The organism is Amycolatopsis sp. NPDC051071 (genome assembly GCF_040682875.1).
Taxonomy (GTDB): domain Bacteria; phylum Actinomycetota; class Actinomycetes; order Mycobacteriales; family Pseudonocardiaceae; genus Amycolatopsis.
This window is the reverse complement of record NZ_JBFBBY010000070.1, coordinates 24,089-40,401: the sequence shown is the minus strand read 5'-3', so window position 1 is coordinate 40,401 and position 16,313 is coordinate 24,089. Positions and strand designations below refer to the sequence as shown.

The 16,313-nt window shown below is 66.6% G+C and carries 16 protein-coding genes; 7 read left to right on the top strand and 9 right to left on the bottom strand.

Annotated elements, in window-relative coordinates; translation table 11 throughout:
- Nucleotides 1-132: 132 nt before the first annotated feature.
- Together AB0M65_RS22545 and AB0M65_RS22540 are read right to left on the bottom strand one after the other, a co-directional pair.
- Nucleotides 133-639, bottom strand: coding sequence for a DoxX family membrane protein (locus AB0M65_RS22545; RefSeq protein WP_364030597.1), 507 nt, complete (start codon nucleotides 637-639; stop codon nucleotides 133-135).
- Nucleotides 640-772: 133 nt separating this feature from the next.
- Nucleotides 773-1,804 carry a glycerophosphodiester phosphodiesterase family protein gene (locus AB0M65_RS22540; protein ID WP_364030594.1) on the bottom strand — a complete coding sequence of 344 codons (1,032 nt, stop codon included), beginning with the start codon at nucleotides 1,802-1,804 and terminating at the stop codon, nucleotides 773-775.
- Nucleotides 1,805-1,875: 71 nt separating this feature from the next.
- On the opposite strand from AB0M65_RS22540, the gene AB0M65_RS22535 reads away from it, so the two are divergent.
- The 5 genes from AB0M65_RS22535 to AB0M65_RS22515 all read left to right on the top strand — a co-directional run bounded on the left by AB0M65_RS22535 (nucleotide 1,876) and on the right by AB0M65_RS22515 (nucleotide 6,217).
- On the top strand, nucleotides 1,876-2,637 hold the full coding sequence (locus AB0M65_RS22535) for a MerR family transcriptional regulator (RefSeq protein ID WP_364030591.1): 762 nt from the start codon (nucleotides 1,876-1,878) through the stop codon (nucleotides 2,635-2,637).
- 130 nt (nucleotides 2,638-2,767) lie between these two features.
- Nucleotides 2,768-3,958 carry an ATP-binding protein gene (locus tag AB0M65_RS22530; RefSeq protein ID WP_364030588.1) on the top strand — a complete coding sequence of 397 codons (1,191 nt, stop codon included), beginning with the start codon at nucleotides 2,768-2,770 and terminating at the stop codon, nucleotides 3,956-3,958.
- A gap of 276 nt (nucleotides 3,959-4,234) precedes the next feature.
- On the top strand, nucleotides 4,235-4,384 hold the full coding sequence (locus AB0M65_RS22525; protein WP_005155873.1) for a hypothetical protein: 150 nt from the start codon (nucleotides 4,235-4,237) through the stop codon (nucleotides 4,382-4,384).
- Nucleotides 4,385-4,590: 206 nt separating this feature from the next.
- Complete coding sequence (locus AB0M65_RS22520; RefSeq protein ID WP_364030586.1) at nucleotides 4,591-5,520, top strand: helix-turn-helix domain-containing GNAT family N-acetyltransferase; 930 nt, start codon at nucleotides 4,591-4,593, stop codon at nucleotides 5,518-5,520.
- 76 nt (nucleotides 5,521-5,596) lie between these two features.
- Nucleotides 5,597-6,217, top strand: a complete 621-nt coding sequence (locus tag AB0M65_RS22515) for a hypothetical protein (protein ID WP_364030584.1) — start codon at nucleotides 5,597-5,599, stop codon at nucleotides 6,215-6,217.
- Between the two features lie 14 nt (nucleotides 6,218-6,231).
- Here AB0M65_RS22515 and mctP read toward each other — a convergent pair whose 3' ends face one another.
- Both mctP and AB0M65_RS22505 read right to left on the bottom strand, forming a co-directional pair.
- Entirely contained in the window at nucleotides 6,232-7,875 is a 1,644-nt protein-coding gene (gene mctP, locus AB0M65_RS22510) for a monocarboxylate uptake permease MctP (RefSeq protein WP_364030581.1), read from the bottom strand.
- The gene (locus AB0M65_RS22505) at nucleotides 7,872-8,150 is read right to left on the bottom strand and encodes a DUF3311 domain-containing protein (RefSeq protein WP_364030578.1); all 279 of its coding nucleotides are present in this window, start codon (nucleotides 8,148-8,150) and stop codon (nucleotides 7,872-7,874) included. Before AB0M65_RS22505 ends, mctP begins: the two co-directional genes overlap by 4 nt.
- Nucleotides 8,151-8,354: 204 nt before the next feature.
- Here AB0M65_RS22505 and AB0M65_RS22500 point away from each other — a divergent pair, with 204 nt between their 5' ends.
- Together AB0M65_RS22500 and AB0M65_RS22495 are read left to right on the top strand one after the other, a co-directional pair.
- Entirely contained in the window at nucleotides 8,355-9,971 is a 1,617-nt protein-coding gene (locus tag AB0M65_RS22500; protein WP_364030575.1) for an alpha/beta hydrolase, read from the top strand.
- Between the two features lie 198 nt (nucleotides 9,972-10,169).
- Entirely contained in the window at nucleotides 10,170-10,445 is a 276-nt protein-coding gene (locus tag AB0M65_RS22495) for a helix-turn-helix transcriptional regulator (RefSeq protein ID WP_364030572.1), read from the top strand.
- Between the two features lie 177 nt (nucleotides 10,446-10,622).
- Here AB0M65_RS22495 and AB0M65_RS22490 read toward each other — a convergent pair whose 3' ends face one another.
- The 5 genes from AB0M65_RS22490 to AB0M65_RS22470 form a co-directional block, all read right to left on the bottom strand.
- A complete protein-coding gene (locus AB0M65_RS22490; RefSeq protein WP_364030569.1) occupies nucleotides 10,623-11,198 on the bottom strand; it encodes an EndoU domain-containing protein in 576 nt (191 codons plus the stop codon).
- Nucleotides 11,199-11,274: 76 nt separating this feature from the next.
- Entirely contained in the window at nucleotides 11,275-12,522 is a 1,248-nt protein-coding gene (locus tag AB0M65_RS22485) for a DUF6297 family protein (protein ID WP_364030566.1), read from the bottom strand.
- The gene (locus AB0M65_RS22480; RefSeq protein WP_364030563.1) at nucleotides 12,516-13,121 is read right to left on the bottom strand and encodes an ABC transporter ATP-binding protein; all 606 of its coding nucleotides are present in this window, start codon (nucleotides 13,119-13,121) and stop codon (nucleotides 12,516-12,518) included. The genes AB0M65_RS22485 and AB0M65_RS22480 overlap by 7 nt, the downstream gene beginning before the upstream one ends.
- A complete protein-coding gene (locus AB0M65_RS22475) occupies nucleotides 13,118-14,014 on the bottom strand; it encodes an LLM class F420-dependent oxidoreductase (RefSeq protein ID WP_364030560.1) in 897 nt (298 codons plus the stop codon). The genes AB0M65_RS22480 and AB0M65_RS22475 overlap by 4 nt, the downstream gene beginning before the upstream one ends.
- 85 nt (nucleotides 14,015-14,099) lie before the next feature.
- Nucleotides 14,100-15,923, bottom strand: coding sequence for a phosphoenolpyruvate carboxykinase (GTP) (locus AB0M65_RS22470; RefSeq protein WP_364030557.1), 1,824 nt, complete (start codon nucleotides 15,921-15,923; stop codon nucleotides 14,100-14,102).
- Nucleotides 15,924-16,313: the final 390 nt, after the last annotated feature.

The following is a 16,313-nucleotide window of genomic DNA, read 5'->3' as shown; positions in this document are numbered from 1 at the left end:
GCGCCGCCACCTTCGATGAACGTGGCGTAGGCGTCGCCGAACGTGGGATCCGGGGTGCCGTCGGTCGCGGCGAACGCGCAAATTTTGTCCTATGGGGACCCCTTATGACACTCTCTGGACCGCGAAGGCCGTCTACTTGCTGATGGCCTTCTCGGCACGCTTCGCGAGCTTCTCCGCACCCTTCTCCGTCTTGGACGCCGCACGACGGGTGCGCCAGCCGAGCGACGGCTTGCCCGCGGTGTCGGCGGCGGCCAGGAGCAGGCCACCGGCGAGACTGGCGTTCTTGATGAACTGGATCTGCTGCTGCTGACGTTCGGCCGGTTCCTTGATCTCCCAGAACCGGTGCGTGGCGAGCGTGGTCGGGACCAGGCTGCCGAGCAGCAGCAGCGACGCCAGTCGCGGCGCCTTGCCCGCGGCGAGCGCGACACCGGCGCCGACCTTCACGGCCGCGTCGATCCGGACGAGGGTGGCGGGGTCACGCGGCACCGCTTCCGGCACCACGCCCTCCAGCTTGTCGAAGGACTCGGTGAGGAACGGCTCCGCGGCCTTCGCGTGGCCCTGGGTGTCCCTCAGCGCGCCGATCCCGCCGGAGATGAAGATCGCGGCGAGGAGCGGACGTGCGACGCGGCGGAGAATCACGGTCGTTGCCTTTCTTGATCCGAACCCTGGGGAAAGCAAATCTATCCCCAGACTTCCCGTCCGCCAGGCCGCCGAACCGCGCTAACGGAGTATCTTGAAATATTTCTCCTGAGCTAGACAGCGCTAGATTCTGTTAGTGAGCCGGATACGCCCTCGGCAGCTTGAAACCGCGGGCCGCCGTGACCTCCCGCAGCCGGTCCGGGTAGTCGGTGATGATGCCGTCCACCCCGTCGTCGATGAGCTTGTGCATCGTGGCCGGGTCGTCGATCGTCCACGGCACGACCTTGATCCCCGCCCGATGCGCCTCGCCGACCAGCGCCTTCGTCGTGAACGGCCGGTAGCCCGGGTCGCCGACCTTGCCGCCCTGCGGATTGCCGTGCACCGGCGAGAGCGCGCTCGCGCCGAACGACTTCACCGCGCGGACCGGGCTGCCGCCGAAGTCGTCGATGTCGAGCCCACCCAGCCACGGCGACTTGCCCGGAAGGCCGACCTGGAGGAATTCCGGCTGGGTCAGCGCGACCGTCGGGATCCACGGCGCGACCTTGCGCAGCAGCATCAGCGAGCCCCAGTCGAAGCTCTGGACGGTGACGTTGGGTGCGAACCCGGAAAACAGGATCTCGCGCACCACCCGGTGGACGAACTGCTCGCGCGGCGCGGTCTCCCGCGGTGCGGCCGCCTCGACCTTCGTCTCGATGTTGAACTTGATTCCCCACGCGCGATGGTCGCGGGCGAGCTGGAACAACTCGGCGAGCGTCGGCATCTTGGCGCCGGGGGAGAGCGTCTGGCCCGGGAAGTTCGGCTGCCGGATCGACCCGCAGTCGAGCGTGCGGACCTGCGCGAACGTCAGATCCTTCACGTACTTCCCGACGTACGGGTACGCCGGGTCGCCCGGCGTCGCGGGTGCGGTGTCGCGGCACTTCGCCGCTGTCGTCTTACGGTCGTGAGTGATCACCTCACGGCCGTCCTTGGTGATCTGGATGTCGAGTTCGAGCGTCGTGACGCCCAGTTCCATCCCCTTGGCGAACGACGCGAGCGTGCTCTCCACGGTAAGACCGAGCCCGCCGCGGTGAGCCTGGATGTCGAAGGCGCGACGCGGATGCGCGTCGGCGACACCGGCCGTCCCCAGAGTCAGCGCGGCAGCCATGACCAGCGCGAATGTCTTCATCAGTGAACCATGCCACGGCCGGGTGAACTTCGATTGACTTTGACGCAACGTCAACCTCTACCTTCAGGGACATGCCGAACGAGACGGAGTGGTCGATCCAGGACATCGCCCGCTCGGCCGGGACCACGAGCCGCACGCTGCGCCACTACGGCGACATCGGGCTGCTCGAACCAAGCCGCGTGGGGAACAACGGATACCGCTACTACGACCAGGGCGCGCTCGTGCGGCTGCAACGGATCCTGCTGCTTCGCGAACTCGGGCTGAGCCTGCCCGCGATTGCCGAAGTACTCGAAGGGGAGCAGGACACGACAGCGGCGCTTCGCACCCACCTGAAGTGGCTGGAGCAGGAGCGACAGCGGCTCGGACGGCAAATCGAATCGGTCAGGACGACCTTGAAGAAGACAGAGAGAGGTGAACAACTGATGGCAACGGAAGTGTTCGACGGCTTCGACCATACGAAGTACGAGAAGGAGGTCACCGGACGCTGGGGCGCCGACGCCTACAAGCAGGGTGACCGCTGGTGGAAGTCGCTGAGCGCCGAGGACAAGAAGGCGCACCAGCAGGAGCAGGCCGACATCGCGGCCGCGTTCGGCGAGGCCCGCGGAAAGGGCCTGCCCGCCGACGGCGACGAAGCGCAGGCGATCACGCGAAGGCTGTACGAATGGCTTCGGCCGGCCGTGCGGAGCGTGTCGAAAGGCTATTTCGCCGGTCTCGGGCAGCTGTACGTCGACGACCCGCGCTACGGGCAGTACGACGAGAAGCACGGCGCGGGCACCGCGGAGTACATCCGTGACGCGATGGCGGTCTACGCCGAGCGCAACCTGAGTGAGTAAACCGGGGGGCGGGGCTGCAGACCCGTCCCTGACGTCGGGCACAGAACACCCGGCCGCATTTTTCGCGACACGCCTACCCCTCTATGGCGGAATATCGCGATGGCGCTAGAAACGCCGATAGCTTGTGAGAGTGGATCCCATCCGCAACCCCTTCGCGCCGGGCGCCGGTCAACGGCCGCCCGAGCTGGCAGGCCGCATGCGTGAACTCCAGGCCTTCGAGGTCGTCCTCGAACGGGTCGCACGCGGGAGACCGGAACGCAGCCTGATGCTGACCGGCCTGCGCGGCGTGGGGAAGACCGTGCTGCTGGGCGAACTGCGGTCGATGGCGATCAAGCACGGCTGGGGCGCCGGCAAGATCGAAGCCCGCCCCGACACCGAACTCCGGCGGCCGCTTTCGGCCGCATTGCACCGCGCCATCCGCGACCTCGCCGTGCGCCACCGCGCGCCGGACCGCGTGGAGCAGGTGCTCGGCGTGCTCAAGGCGTTCGCGCTGCGTGCCAACAAACCGGACGCGAAGCTCCGCGACCGCTGGCAGCCCGGCATCGACGTCCCCGCCGCACAGGGCCGCGCCGATTCGGGTGACATCGAGATCGACCTGGTCGAGTTGTTCACCGAGGTCGCGGAACTGGCCGCGGACGTCGGCACCGGCGTCGCGCTGTTGATCGACGAGATCCAGGACCTCCTGCCCGAGGACGTCTCCGCGCTGTGCGCCGCCTGCCACGAACTCTCGCAGTCCGGGGCGCCGCTGGTCGTGGTCGGCGCGGGGCTGCCGCACGTGCCCGCCGTTCTTTCGGCGTCGAAGTCGTACTCGGAACGTCTCTTCCGCTACGCGCGTATCGACAGGCTTGAGCGCGAAGACGCCGACCTCGCGGTGATGGCACCCATCGAACGCGAAGACGCGGGCATCGAACCGGAGGCACTGGACGCGTTGTTCGACGCGTCCGGCGGCTACCCGTACTTCATCCAGGCCTACGGCAAGGCAGCCTGGGACGCCGCACCGGCGGATCCGATCACCGTGAAGGACGTCCAGGTCGCCGCTCCGGAGGCCGAATCGGAGCTCGCCGTCGGCTTCTTCGGCTCCCGCTACGAACGCGCGACGCCTGCCGAACGCGAGTACCTGCTCGCGATGGCCGAGCTGACCCAGGGCCGCGACGAACCCGCCGGTACCGCCGATGTGGCCGTCTACCTGGGGCGGAAGCCTTCGTCACTGTCGCCGGCGAGGGACAGCCTGATGAAGAAGGGCCTGGTGTACTCCGCCGAACGTGGGCACATCGCGTTCACCGTCCCGCACTTCGGTCACTACCTGCTCGGCCGGGACTAGCCCTCTCTGGCGCTTTATAGCGTGATCGCTAGGTATCGGTAGAGACTGCTACCGACTGGCTTCGTGGCGCCTTCTCCCGTGAACGCTAGAGAACTCTGGCGTTACCAAGAAGTGACCGGCGACACCAAGTCTCTTCGGATTTCCGGTCCCGTTTCCGATGATTCATCGGCAGGTGTGCCAGGTCACCGGATAATCGTTGGCATCCTCGTGAAAAAAGGTGCATACTAGAGACACAGCCGCCAAGACTCAAGACCCTCAAGGGGATGACTTAAACCGATGAACAACATCGCCGCCAAGCTCCGAGCCCGTCGCGCCGAGGCTCGCACTCGCCGGGCCCTGAACCGGGCGATCGACACCGCGGCCACCGCGACCGTTCGTCAGGAACTCATCGCTATCTCGCAGGCGCACCACACGCATATGCGCTGATTCGTCAACCACCGTTGTAGGTGTCGCCCATTCGAGTGACCTACGACACATAGTACTGGGGATGTAACGCCGCGAAGAGCAGCGTCGATACCCACTACGACCCCGTGATGCTGGCGGACCCCCGACCTGGCAGCATCACGGGGTTTCCATATGTCCGGATCCGGTTAGAACCTTGACTTCGTCAACAAATCTGTTGAACTGGTCAAATGACTGAACCCGCGGCCCGAGTGGCGACCGTCCGGGCCTTCAACCGCCTGTACACCGGCGTGATCGGCATCCTCGACGAAGGACCTGCCGACGCCGAGTACTCCCTGAGCGAAGCCAGGGTCATCTTCGAACTCGCGCAGCAGGACCTGACCCAGGTCACCCACCTGCGCAAACGCCTCGACCTCGACGCCGGTTACGCGAGCAGGCTGCTCGCCAGGCTCGAAGGCCGCGGCCTCCTCACCCGCGAACGCAGCGACGAGGACGCCCGCCGCCAGGTCATCCGGCTCACCGAAACCGGGCGAAAGGCGTTCGCCGTCCTCGACGAACGGTCGGTGGACCGGATCGGCTCACTGCTCGGCCGGTTCGGCGACGACGAGCAGAAGCGGCTGCTCGGCGCGATGGACACGATCACCTCGCTGGTCGGCGAGCGCACACCGGATCGCACGCTGGTCCTGCGTCCACCCCGGCCCGGTGACTTCGGCTGGGTGGTCCACCGCCACGGCACCCTCTACTCCCGCGAGTACGGCTGGGACGAGCGATTCGAAGCCCTCGTCGCCCGCGTCGTCGCGGACTACGTCGACAAACGCGGCGAGCCCCGCCAGGCCGGATGGATCGCCGAACTCGACGGGGAGCGCGTCGGCAGCATCTTCTGCATGCCCGCCGAAGACGGGACGACCGCGAAGCTGCGAATGTTGCTCCTCGAACCGGCCGCACGCGGACACGGCGTCGGGAAACGCCTGGTCACGGAATGCGTCGAGTTCGCCAAGGCCTCCGGTTACCCGGCAATGGAACTCTGGACGGTCTCGCTGCTGGACGCGGCTCGGGCGGTCTACCAGAAGGCAGGTTTCCGGCTGGTGAGCGAGGAGACGATCCCGGGCTTCGGCTACGAACTGACCGGGCAGACCTGGCGGCTGGAGTTTCCGGCCTAGGGCGAGTCCACGGTGGACGGAGCCCGATCTCGGGAAGTCATACCCGGAGTTCACGCGGACAGGGTTATCTGGAGGAGTGAACTGGCTCGCCTACGTCGACGGCTACTGCGAACGTCTCGCCCCCGGACTCTGGGGCGAACCGCTCAACAGTCTCAGCAACCTCGGTTTCCTGGTCGCGGCCATCGCCGTCTGGCGGCAGCCGAAGGGGCGGGTGTCCGGTGCCCTCATCGGACTCGTCTTCCTCGGCAGCACGGCCTTCCACCTGCTCGCCACCCGCTGGTCCGCGGCCGCCGACAGCGGCTTCGTCCTGGTGTTCGTCCTGTACTACGCCGCCGTGTTCCCGCACGTGTTCTTCGGCGCGAGCCGCAAGATCTCGTGGCTCGGCGTGCCGGTGTTCCTCGCGTTCACCGCGATCATCGCGTCGCTCGGCGGCGGCCTGTACCTCTCGGCGTTGATCGGTCTCGTGGTCTTCGCGATCATGCTCAAGGGTGAACATCGCCGCAGGTTCGCCCTCGCCGCGGGAGTCTTCGGGGTGTCCCTCTCCTTCCGAATGGCCGACCACACCGTCTGCGGGAACTTCCCCGCCGGGACGCACTTCGTCTGGCACCTGCTGAACGGTCTCGTCCTCTATCTGACGGCGACCGCGGCGACGAAGAAGGCCGCGTCCCGGCAGGACGCGGCCCCTTCGCTCACCTGAAATCACGGAACGACCTAATGGGCGCCGATGGGGCGCAGATCCTTGTCGTGCTCGTCCGCGTGGTAGTCCTCCGGCAAGGTGTCGTCCGTGCCGTTGAACGCCTTCATCCGCCGCGCGATCACCGTGACGATCACCGCGACCAGCAGGTTCGCCACCAGCGCCACGAACCCGACGTAAATCTGCAGCTGCGAGCCGCTGAACGGGTGCCAGCCGAAGATCGACAGGTTACCCATCGACAGCGCCGAGCCGCCGAAATGCGCTTTGCCGGTCGCCGCGTTCGGGATGTTGTAGAGCATGATCAGGCCCCAGCCGATGCCGATGATCCAGCCCGCGACCAAGCCCCAGCGGTGGAACCACCGCGTGTACAGCGAGATCGCCACCGCGGGCAGCGTCTGCAGGATCAGCACGCCGCCGATGAGCTGCAGGTCGATCGAGAACTGCGGGTCGATGAACAGGATGAACGCCACCGCGCCGAACTTCACGATCAGCGAAGCGAGCTTGGCCTGCTTCGCCTCCTGGCCCGGCGTCGCGTTCTTCTTGATGTACTCCTTGTAGATGTTGCGTGTCCACAGGTTCGCCGCCGCGATCGACATGATCGCCGCGGGTACCAGTGCACCGATGCCGATCGCGGCGAACGCGATCCCGGCGAACCACGACGAGAACTGCGAGTCGAACAGCACCGGGACGACGGTGTTCGTGTCGGGTTTTCCGGTGGCGTTGTTGGTGATCGGCGAGACCGAGGCGCTGATCGCCACGTAGCCGAGCAGCGCCAGCAAGCCGAGGACCAGCGAGTACGCCGGGAGCGCGACCATGTTCCGCTTGATCACGCTGCGGCCGCGTGAAGCGAGCACGCTGGTGAGCGAATGCGGGTACAGGAACAACGCGAGTGCCGAACCGAGCGCCAGCGTGGCGTACTGCAGCTGGTTGTTGGTGGTGAGCAGGATGCCGTCCGCCTTCGACGGCGTCTTGTCGAACTTCGCCTGGGCGGAGTCGAAGATCGCCGACCAGCCGCCGAGCTTCGAGGGCAGGTAGATGATCGCCACGATGATCACGAGGTAGATCAGGATGTCCTTGACGAACGCGATCAGTGCGGGCGCGCGCAGGCCGGACTGGTAGGTGTAGACCGCCAGGATGATGAAGGCGACCAGCAGCGGCAGATGCCCGACGACGCCGGAGCCGTTGATGCCCATGGTCCGCAGCACCGCTTCGAGGCCGACGAGCTGCAGCGCGATGTACGGCATCGTGGCGATGATCCCGGTGATCGCGATCAGCAACGCCAGCGTCGGCGAACCGAACCGGCCGCGGACGAAGTCGGCGGGCGTGACGTAGCCGCGGACACGCGAGACCGACCACATGCGCAGTGCGGGCATCAGAACGATCGGGTAGACGATGATCGTGTACGGCAGCGCGAACATGCCCATCGCGCCGGCACTGAACATCAGCGCGGGCACGGCGACGAACGTGTAAGCCGTGTAGAGGTCACCGCCGAGCAGGAACCAGGTGATCCACGAGCCGAACTTGCGGCCGCCGAGGCCCCATTCGTCCAGGTGGTCGAGGGTGTTGCCGGCCTTCCAGCGCGAAGCGACGAAGCCGAGCACGGTGACCACCGCGAACAGGACCGTGAAGATGATCAGCTCTGGCCACTGGATGTTGCTCACTTGACGTCCCCCTCGTCGAGCTTGTCCACGGACAACCGGTCGGGACGGTCACTGGTCGGCTTGTCCTTGGTCATCACGAAGACGATGCCCGTGCAGAGCACCCCGACGGCGACGAAGGCGAATTGGAACCAGTAGAAGAACGGCATCCCGAACAGCCGGGGGCCGTCCGCATTGAACAAGGACGTGACCAGCACCAGCAACGGGATGACCAGCAGGAGATTCCACGGGCTGAACTGGAAGCCCCGCACCTTCCCGTCTGCCTTACCTGACGCCATCGGACCTCACCTAACGTTCCCGTACCCCGGATGGACCCGATGACCCTAGAACCTCTCCCTCGCCCGGGTCACGCGTGCCGGATATCGATTTGATCGACGCCACCGATACGACGAAGGGCGGTTGCCGTCCCGCTCCCCCACCGGCTATCAATAGCCGCAGGCGCGAACAGGAACCTTCGCGACGCAAGACCAAAGGGGCATCGGATGAAGAAACTCCGCTATGCGGTGGTGATCCCGGCTGTCGCCGGCACCATGCTGGCCGGGTTCACTCCTGCTTTCGCAGGACCGGAGGCGGCCAAACAGCAGCCTCTGAACTCCACCAGCATTCCGGCGAAGTACGCGAGTCAGAAGCTGGACTGGCACAAGTGCACCGCCAGTGAGCTGCCGACCGCGCCGCCTCCGGGGGCCGAGAACATCGAGTGCGCGACCTACCGAGCGCCGCGTAACTGGTACAAGGCGAACGAGGCCATCGATCTGACGATCGCCGTCAGCCGCCTCGCCGCCACCAGCGGCAACGCGACCGCCAGCGTGATCACCAACCCGGGTGGCCCGGGTGCTCCGGGCCGCAACTTCCCGGCCCGTCTGCGTAACCAGACGAAGCTGCGCGCGAACCAGGAGATCATCGGTCTCGACCCGCGCGGCACCGGCAAGAGCACCAACATCACCTGCGGCAACGCGATCGGCACCGGATCGGATCTGGACCCGCGTGACCGCAGCCGGGCGAACCTCAACCTGATCCTGGACGCCACCAAGTACGCGGCGGACTCCTGCCAGGTGAAGTCCGGCGAACTGGGCCCGCTGATCAACACCGCCCAGACCGTCCGCGACATCGACCTGCTGCGTGTCCTCCTCGGCCGCGACAAGATCAACTGGGTCGGCTACTCGGCGGGCACCTGGCTGGGGGCGCACTACGCGCAGCAGTTCCCCACCCGGACCGGCCGGTTCCTGCTCGACTCGTCGACCGAGTTCACCACCACCTGGCAGAACTCGTTCGACACACAGCCGCTCGGGTTCGAGCGCCGCTGGCGTCAGGACTTCCTGCCGTGGCTGGGCAAGTACGACAAGGTCTACGGCTTCGGCAAGAACGGCGAAGCCGCGCGCCAAACCTATGAGAAGGTCCGCTTCGCGCTGACGCAGAACCCGGTCGAGGTGGACGGCGTCCCGGTTTCGGCCAACGCCCTGGACTCGACCATCGCGTCGTACCTCTACTCGAAGCGTAACTTCACGGCGCTGGCCGACTACCTGGTCAACCTGAAGACGCTGACCGAGGGCACCGGCACCCAGCAGCAGAAGGCCACGGCCGCGCAAAAGGTCAAGGCGGAGACCGTGGACGCCGACGGCGTCATCGGCCCGCAGCCGCTGTTCGTCCCGTCCGACGGCGACGCCTACAACGCCAGCTTCTGGTCCATCCCCTGCAACGAGGGCCCGTGGACCGGCAACCGGCAGAGCGTCATCCGCCAGTCGCAGAAGCTGATCGACAAGGATCTGCCGCTGCTCGGCGCGGGCTGGCTGATCCAGCCGTGCATCTTCTGGAAGAACAAGCCGGTCGACCTGCCGAAGCTCGACGGCCGCGGGGTCCCGCCGGTGCTGATCGTCCAGTCGGTGCACGACCCGGCGACCCCGATCGAGGGCGCGACCCGTGCCCACCGCGCGTTCGCCAACTCGCGGATGATCACGGTGACCGGTGAAGGCGACCACGGCATCTACGCCGGCGGCAACGCGGGTGTGGACAAGCTCGTGGAGGACTACCTCGTCGACGGCAAGGTGCCGAACGACCAGAGCGTCCCCGGAATCCCACTTCCGGTGCCCGCGGGCGGCTGAAGCCCCTAGGGATTGTGGCCCCGTCGAGCTCCGGCTCGGCGGGGCCCTTTCTTTGGGCGGTCCACGGACCTGTGCACAGAGTTATCCACAGGCTGGGGGTAACTTTGCGGGCCACAAGTACATGAAGGCCCCCTTCCTTGCGCCTAGGTACCGGAAGGGGGCCTTCATGTACTTGCGACCGGTATTAGTATTGGGTCCATGGTGCGAGTGCCGTTGACGAACGAGGAACGCGAACGTGGCGAGCGGCTGGGGACGGCGCTCCGGGACGCCCGCGCGGCCGCGTCGCGAAGCATGGTCGAGGTCGCCGCGGAGGCCGGGATCTCGGTGGAGACGCTCCGGAAAATCGAGACCGGCCGGATCCCGACACCCGCCTTCTTCACGGTGACGGCCATCGCGGACGCCGTCGGGCTGCCGCTCGACACGCTGCGGGCCGTGGCGGAGAACGGCGCCGTAGAGGTCGCCGAAGCGAGTTAGGCCGCGGCTGCCTCACGCCGATCTCGCGTGCTTGAACACCGAACACGCGTGCTCAGACTTCGCACACGCGTGCCTGAACACCGCACACGCGTGCTTGAACGCCGCACACGCGTGCCTGAAGAGGGAACTCGCGTGCTTGAACTTCGCACACGCGTGCTTGAACACGGAACTCGCGTGTCAGGGGCGCAGGGTGGCGAGGGTGTGCGCCCGGTCGTTCAGGTAGAGGAAGCCGTCGATCGGGAGGTCGAAGCTGTTCAGCAGGCTTTCCAGGGTGGCGTACTCGTCGACGCCGAGCCGCAGGTTCTCGTGCACCGCGTGTGCGACGAGGACGTCGGCCAGTTCCTCCCACTCACCCGACCAGTGCAGGGTCCGGTAGAACGCCAGCACGTCCGGTGCGAGGCGGCCGGCGATCTGGTCGAGCAGCCTGTCGCCGAAGAAGCTGATGCGGCCGGCAGCGAGGTCGGCGACGGTCGGGTTGGCCGGGTCGGCCGCGGTGTCGGGGTTGCGGACCACGCCGGGGCCCGCCACCGGGTAGCCCGTCTTGACGTTTCCGTTGTCCTCGACCAGCACGATCAGATGCACGCCGTACCGTTCGCCCGCGCAGCGCCAGCGGCCGTTGTGCTGTCTGCGGCGGGGTTCGCTCGGATCGTTCGCGACGTCCTTGATGACCGCGATGATCTGCTCGCCGGTCCAGCCCGCGGGAAACTCGCTGGTCGCCCGCCGTCCCTTTCCCGGTGCGTGCCCGCCGCCCACTCGTGCTCCTTTCGTCGCATCGAGGGTAACTCGCGTTCGGAGTATTCGAATGATCCGAACGCGGGAACGGGTGAGCTCAGGCGATCACGGACAGCAGCACCGAACCGGCGACCAGCACGTCGACGCCGCGCAGTGCCTGGATCCCCGCCGCCCCGCCGCTGACGTCGTAGTTCATCGGCGGCCGGGTCGCCGTCCGCAGTGCGGCGACGACGGCGAGCGGGATCGCGAGCCACATCGGCCAGGCCGGGGTCACCCCGAGCGCCAGCGTCACCAGGCCGAGCAGCAAACCCCAGCCGAGGCCGAGTACCCCGATCACCAGGCCGTTGACCAGCCGCAACTCCCAGTCGGACGCCCCGAGCCACCGCCTGCGGCCGGGATTGCGCCACAGTTCGCCGAGCCCGCCGACGAACGGGACGATCGCCGTGTACGCACCCAGCGCGAACAGCGGACCGGCCGGGATGGCCGGAAAAGCCAGATGCGCGACGCCGACCAGGCAAGCGATCACCACGCTCGCGGCCGCGTAACGCAGGCGTCCCACCACTCCCGCCCAGGCAAGCCGCAACGCCGTCGGACGCCGCAGCGAAAGCCACGGCACCGGCTTCGACTCCGGGATCATCAGCATCGGATCCATGAAGACCGCGGCCATCGCCCGCAGGAGCCGCGCGTTCCAGCCGTCCACGAGTTCCTGGCGCCCGACGCCGGACATCGGTTCGCCGCCGAAGGCCACCGCCACCGCGACGACGAATACGGCGGCTGCCAGTACGTCGACCGCGATCGGGCCAAGTCCGGCGGCGGCCACCGACAGACCGGCCAGCGCGAGTACGACCGGACCGGCCGTTTCCCCGCGAATCGCCGTCCGCCGCGCGGTGACCGCGGCCAGGATCGCCCCGGCGGCGGTCAGCGCGGACATCGCGATCCAGACGTCCTTCGAACCGCCGCCGATCGCGGTGACCAGCGCGCCGGTGTAGCCGACCACCAGTACCAGTCCCGCCCACAGCGTCCACATCCGCTTCACGACGACGCGGCGCCTGTCGACGCTGGCGAAGTCCATCCACGTCAGCGTCGCCGGTTCGGCCCAGACGAAACCGCGGCGCAGCAGGCTTCGCCAGAACACCGCGCACAGCACGATCAACAACCCGAAGACCGCCGAGAAGTCCACAACGGACTGTCCAAAAAGGAAATGGCGCAACTTCGGCAGGTTCTCGAAAGCGGTGAACAGCGCACCGAAACCGAACAATGCCAGGAAAGTCTGGTAGTCCCCGTTGAGCAGTCCGCCGAACCTTTGCCGTCCCGGAACGTGCGTGGGGGCCTTCGTCGCTACCACAGCTCTAGGGTCGAGTCGGCCGCTTCGAGCAGCGGGGGATGGTGGGTGGCCACGACGACCGCCGCACCCGCCTTGGTCGAGCGCGCAATCAACGACGTCAGCCATTCCTTCCCGGCGACGTCGAGCGCCCGTTCCGGTTCGTCGAGCAGCAGCACGTCGTGCGGCCGCGCCGTCGCGCCGAGGAGCAGCAGGCGACGGCGCTGCCCGGCGGAGAACTTGCCCGCGGTGACCTTGGCCCGTTCGGAAAGGCCCGCGTCCACCAGCAGGGCGTCGTGATCGCCGAGATCGGCGCCGAACGAGCCCTCCAGCAATTCGAGGTGCTGCAGCGGCGACAATTCGGCGAAGAAATCGGAATCGTCGAACAAGACGGAAACCTTGCGCCGGAAGGAGAAGTCACGCTCGTCGGGTTTGCCGCCCGCGACGACGACGCGGCCACGCTGCGGCGTCTGGGTTCCGTAAAGGCACCTCAGCAGGGTCGATTTCCCGACCCCGTTCGGGCCGACGATGACCGCGCATTCACCCGCTTCGACCTCGAAATCCAGGCCGTCGAACAACCAGTGCTCTCCGGCCTGGACACCGAGTCCACGTACGTCGATCATCGGCCGCGCAACAACTCGATCACCGGCGCGAGCGACTCCATATTGTGCTCCAGTACGGTGAAATAGGTGAAACCGAACCGCTCACGATGGGCGAGCACCTGTTCGGCGATCTGCTCGTGCGTACCGATGAGGGCGGTCGGCAATGCGGCGAGTTGTTCGACGGTGAGCACACCCTTCACCCGCTCACGCAACTCTTCCAGCGCCGCTTGCCGGTCTTCGACCACGCTCACGAAATGCGGCAGAAGGTTCAATTCGGCGTCGCGGCCGTTCAGCTTTTCGCGGACGAAGTTCACCCGTTCTTCGATTCCGTCCGCGTCGGCAGGCACGAGCCCACCGCCGTCGGGAACGGCCGCCGTACCGGTGAAGCCGATGATGTCCGCGTGTTCGGCGGCGAGGGTGAGCAGGCGGTCACCGCGACCGGCGATCAGCAGCGGCGGGCCCGGTTTCTGCACGGTTTCCGGTTTGTGGTTTTCGTCGGCGTAAAGCCGTTTGAGCTCTTTGATGGTGTGTTCGAGGTGATCGACGCGTTTGCCGGCACGGGGGAACTCCATCCCCGCCGCCTCGAACTCGGACTTCACATATCCGGCGCCGAGGCCGAGTTCCAGCCTGCCTTCGGTGAACTGATCCGTGCCCGTGACGTCGCGGGCGAGCAGCACCGGGTTGTAGAAAGCGGAGTTGATGACGAAGGTGTTGAGCCGCACCCGGTTCGTCACCTCGGCGGCGAGCACGAGCGCGGGAAACGGGGGTGCCATCCCCAGATGATCGGCCGCACCGAGAACGTCGTATCCGAGGTCCTCGACTTTGCGGCATTTGTCCACCCAGGCCGCGCGACTGTCCGGAACGATCATGTTGACGCCGAATTTGAACGGCTTGAGGTGCCCTCCAGTGGTCATGCGGCCACGTTACCCAAGAGCGAAACACGAAGGCCTCATCCTCACGAATGACCGTGAGGATGAGGCCTTCGACTCATTCAGGTGATCAGCCGAGACGCTGTTTCAGCGCGTCGAGCTCGTCACGCAGCGACGACGGGACCTTGTCGCCGATCTTCGCGAACCACTCCTCGACCAGCGGCAGTTCCTGGCGCCACTCGTCGGCCGAGACGTCCAGCGCGGCCTGGATGTCGGCCAGCGGCTCCTTGAGGCCGTCGGTGTCGAGGTCCTCGGCGTTCGGCACGAAGCCGACCGGGGTCTCGTTCGCGTTGCCCTTGCCCTCGACGCGGTCGATGACCCACTTCAGGATCCGCGAGTTCTCGCCGAATCCCGGCCACAGGAAGCGGCCGTCGTCGCCACGGCGGAACCAGTTGACGTAGAAGATCTTCGGCAGCTTGTCGGCGTCGGCGTTCTTGCCGAGGTCCAGCCAGTGCTTGAAGTAGTCACCGGCGTGGTAGCCGAGGAACGGCAGCATGGCCATCGGGTCGCGGCGCACGTTGCCGACCGCGCCGGCGGCGGCCGCGGTGGTCTCCGACGACATGGTGGCGCCCATGAACACACCGTGCTGCCAGTCGCGGGCCTCGTTCACCAGCGGAACGGTGGTCTTGCGGCGGCCACCGAACAGGATCGCCGAGATCGGCACGCCCTGCGGGTCGTCCCATTCGGGCGCGAGGATCGGGCACTGCGACATCGGCGTGCAGTAACGCGAGTTCGGGTGCGCGGCCTTCTCTTCCGACTCCGGCGTCCACTCCTGCTTCTTCCAGGAGGTGGCGTGCGCGGGCTTCTCGCCCATGCCCTCCCACCAGACGTCGCCGTCGTCGGTGAGCGCGACGTTCGTGTAGACCGTGTTGCCCTTTTCGATGGTGCGCATCGCGTTGGGGTTGGTGTGCCAGTCGGTGCCCGGCGCGACGCCGAAGAAACCGAACTCGGGGTTCACCGCGTACAGGCGGCCGTCCTTGCCGAACCGCATCCACGCGATGTCGTCACCGAGGGTCTCGGCGCGCCAGCCGGGGATGGTCGGCTGCAGCATGGCGAGGTTGGTCTTGCCGCAGGCGCTCGGGAACGCCGCCGCGACGTAGTGGACCTTGTCCTCCGGCGAGATCAGCTTGAGGATCAGCATGTGCTCGGCCAGCCAGCCCTCGTCGCGGGCGATGACCGAGCCGATGCGCAGCGAGTAGCACTTCTTGCCCAGCAGCGAGTTGCCGCCGTAGCCGGAGCCGTAGCTCCAGATCTCACGGCTCTCGGGGAAATGCGAGATGTACTTGGTGGTGTTGCACGGCCAGGAGACGTCCTTCTGGCCGGGCTCCAGCGGCGCGCCGACGGAGTGCAGTGCCGGGACGAACTCGCGCTCGGCGCCGTCCGCGGTGACGAACTTCTCCAGCGCGGTCGTGCCGGCGCGGGTCATCACACGCATGGAGGCGACGACGTAGGCGAAGTCGGTGATCTCGATGCCGAGCTTGGGGTCCTCGGCTCCGAGGGGGCCCATGCAGAAGGGGATCACGTACATCGTGCGACCGCGCATGCAGCCGCGGTACAGCTCGGTCATCGTGGCCTTCATCTCGGCCGGGTCCATCCAGTTGTTGGTGGGACCCGCGTCCTCTTCGTTCTCCGAACAGATGAAGGTGCGCTCTTCTACCCTGGCGACGTCATTCGGGTCGGAGGCGGCCCAGTACGAGTTGGGCTTGGCGTCGAGCTGCACGAACGTGCCGGCGGAGACCAGTTCGGCGTTGATGCGCGCGGCCTCTTCGTCGGACCCGTCGACCCACACCACGCGGTCCGGGGTGGTCAGCTCGGCGACCTCCCGGACCCAGGACAGTACGCCGCTGTGCGTCGTCGGCGCTTTTTCCAGTCCGGGGATGGCGACTGCGGTCATCTCTACTCCTGACTTCCGACGGCAGAAGCCCACACCGGGAACGACGCTGTTCCGATGCGGGCTCCAGTGCCGGCGACCGAATGGCTTCGCGCACCGGCGGGAAGACCGGTGTGCGGGTTTTGGGATTCTCCGAGAGTAGCCGGATGACCGGCAGGTAACCGAGAGCTGACCTGTCGGTTCTCTCACAAGAACGATAAGGGAATCGATTCAGTATCACCGGAATGGGCCATAGGCAAAAATTCTTTCGGTGATCGACGGCACACGAGCCGGGCCCGCGAGCGCGAAATCGGACACGAGAAAGCCCGGTACGAGGTCTCGTACCGGGCTGTTTTGTGACCAGGATTACACAGAATGGGCTAAAAGAATGGACTAAACCACTCAGCTATTGGT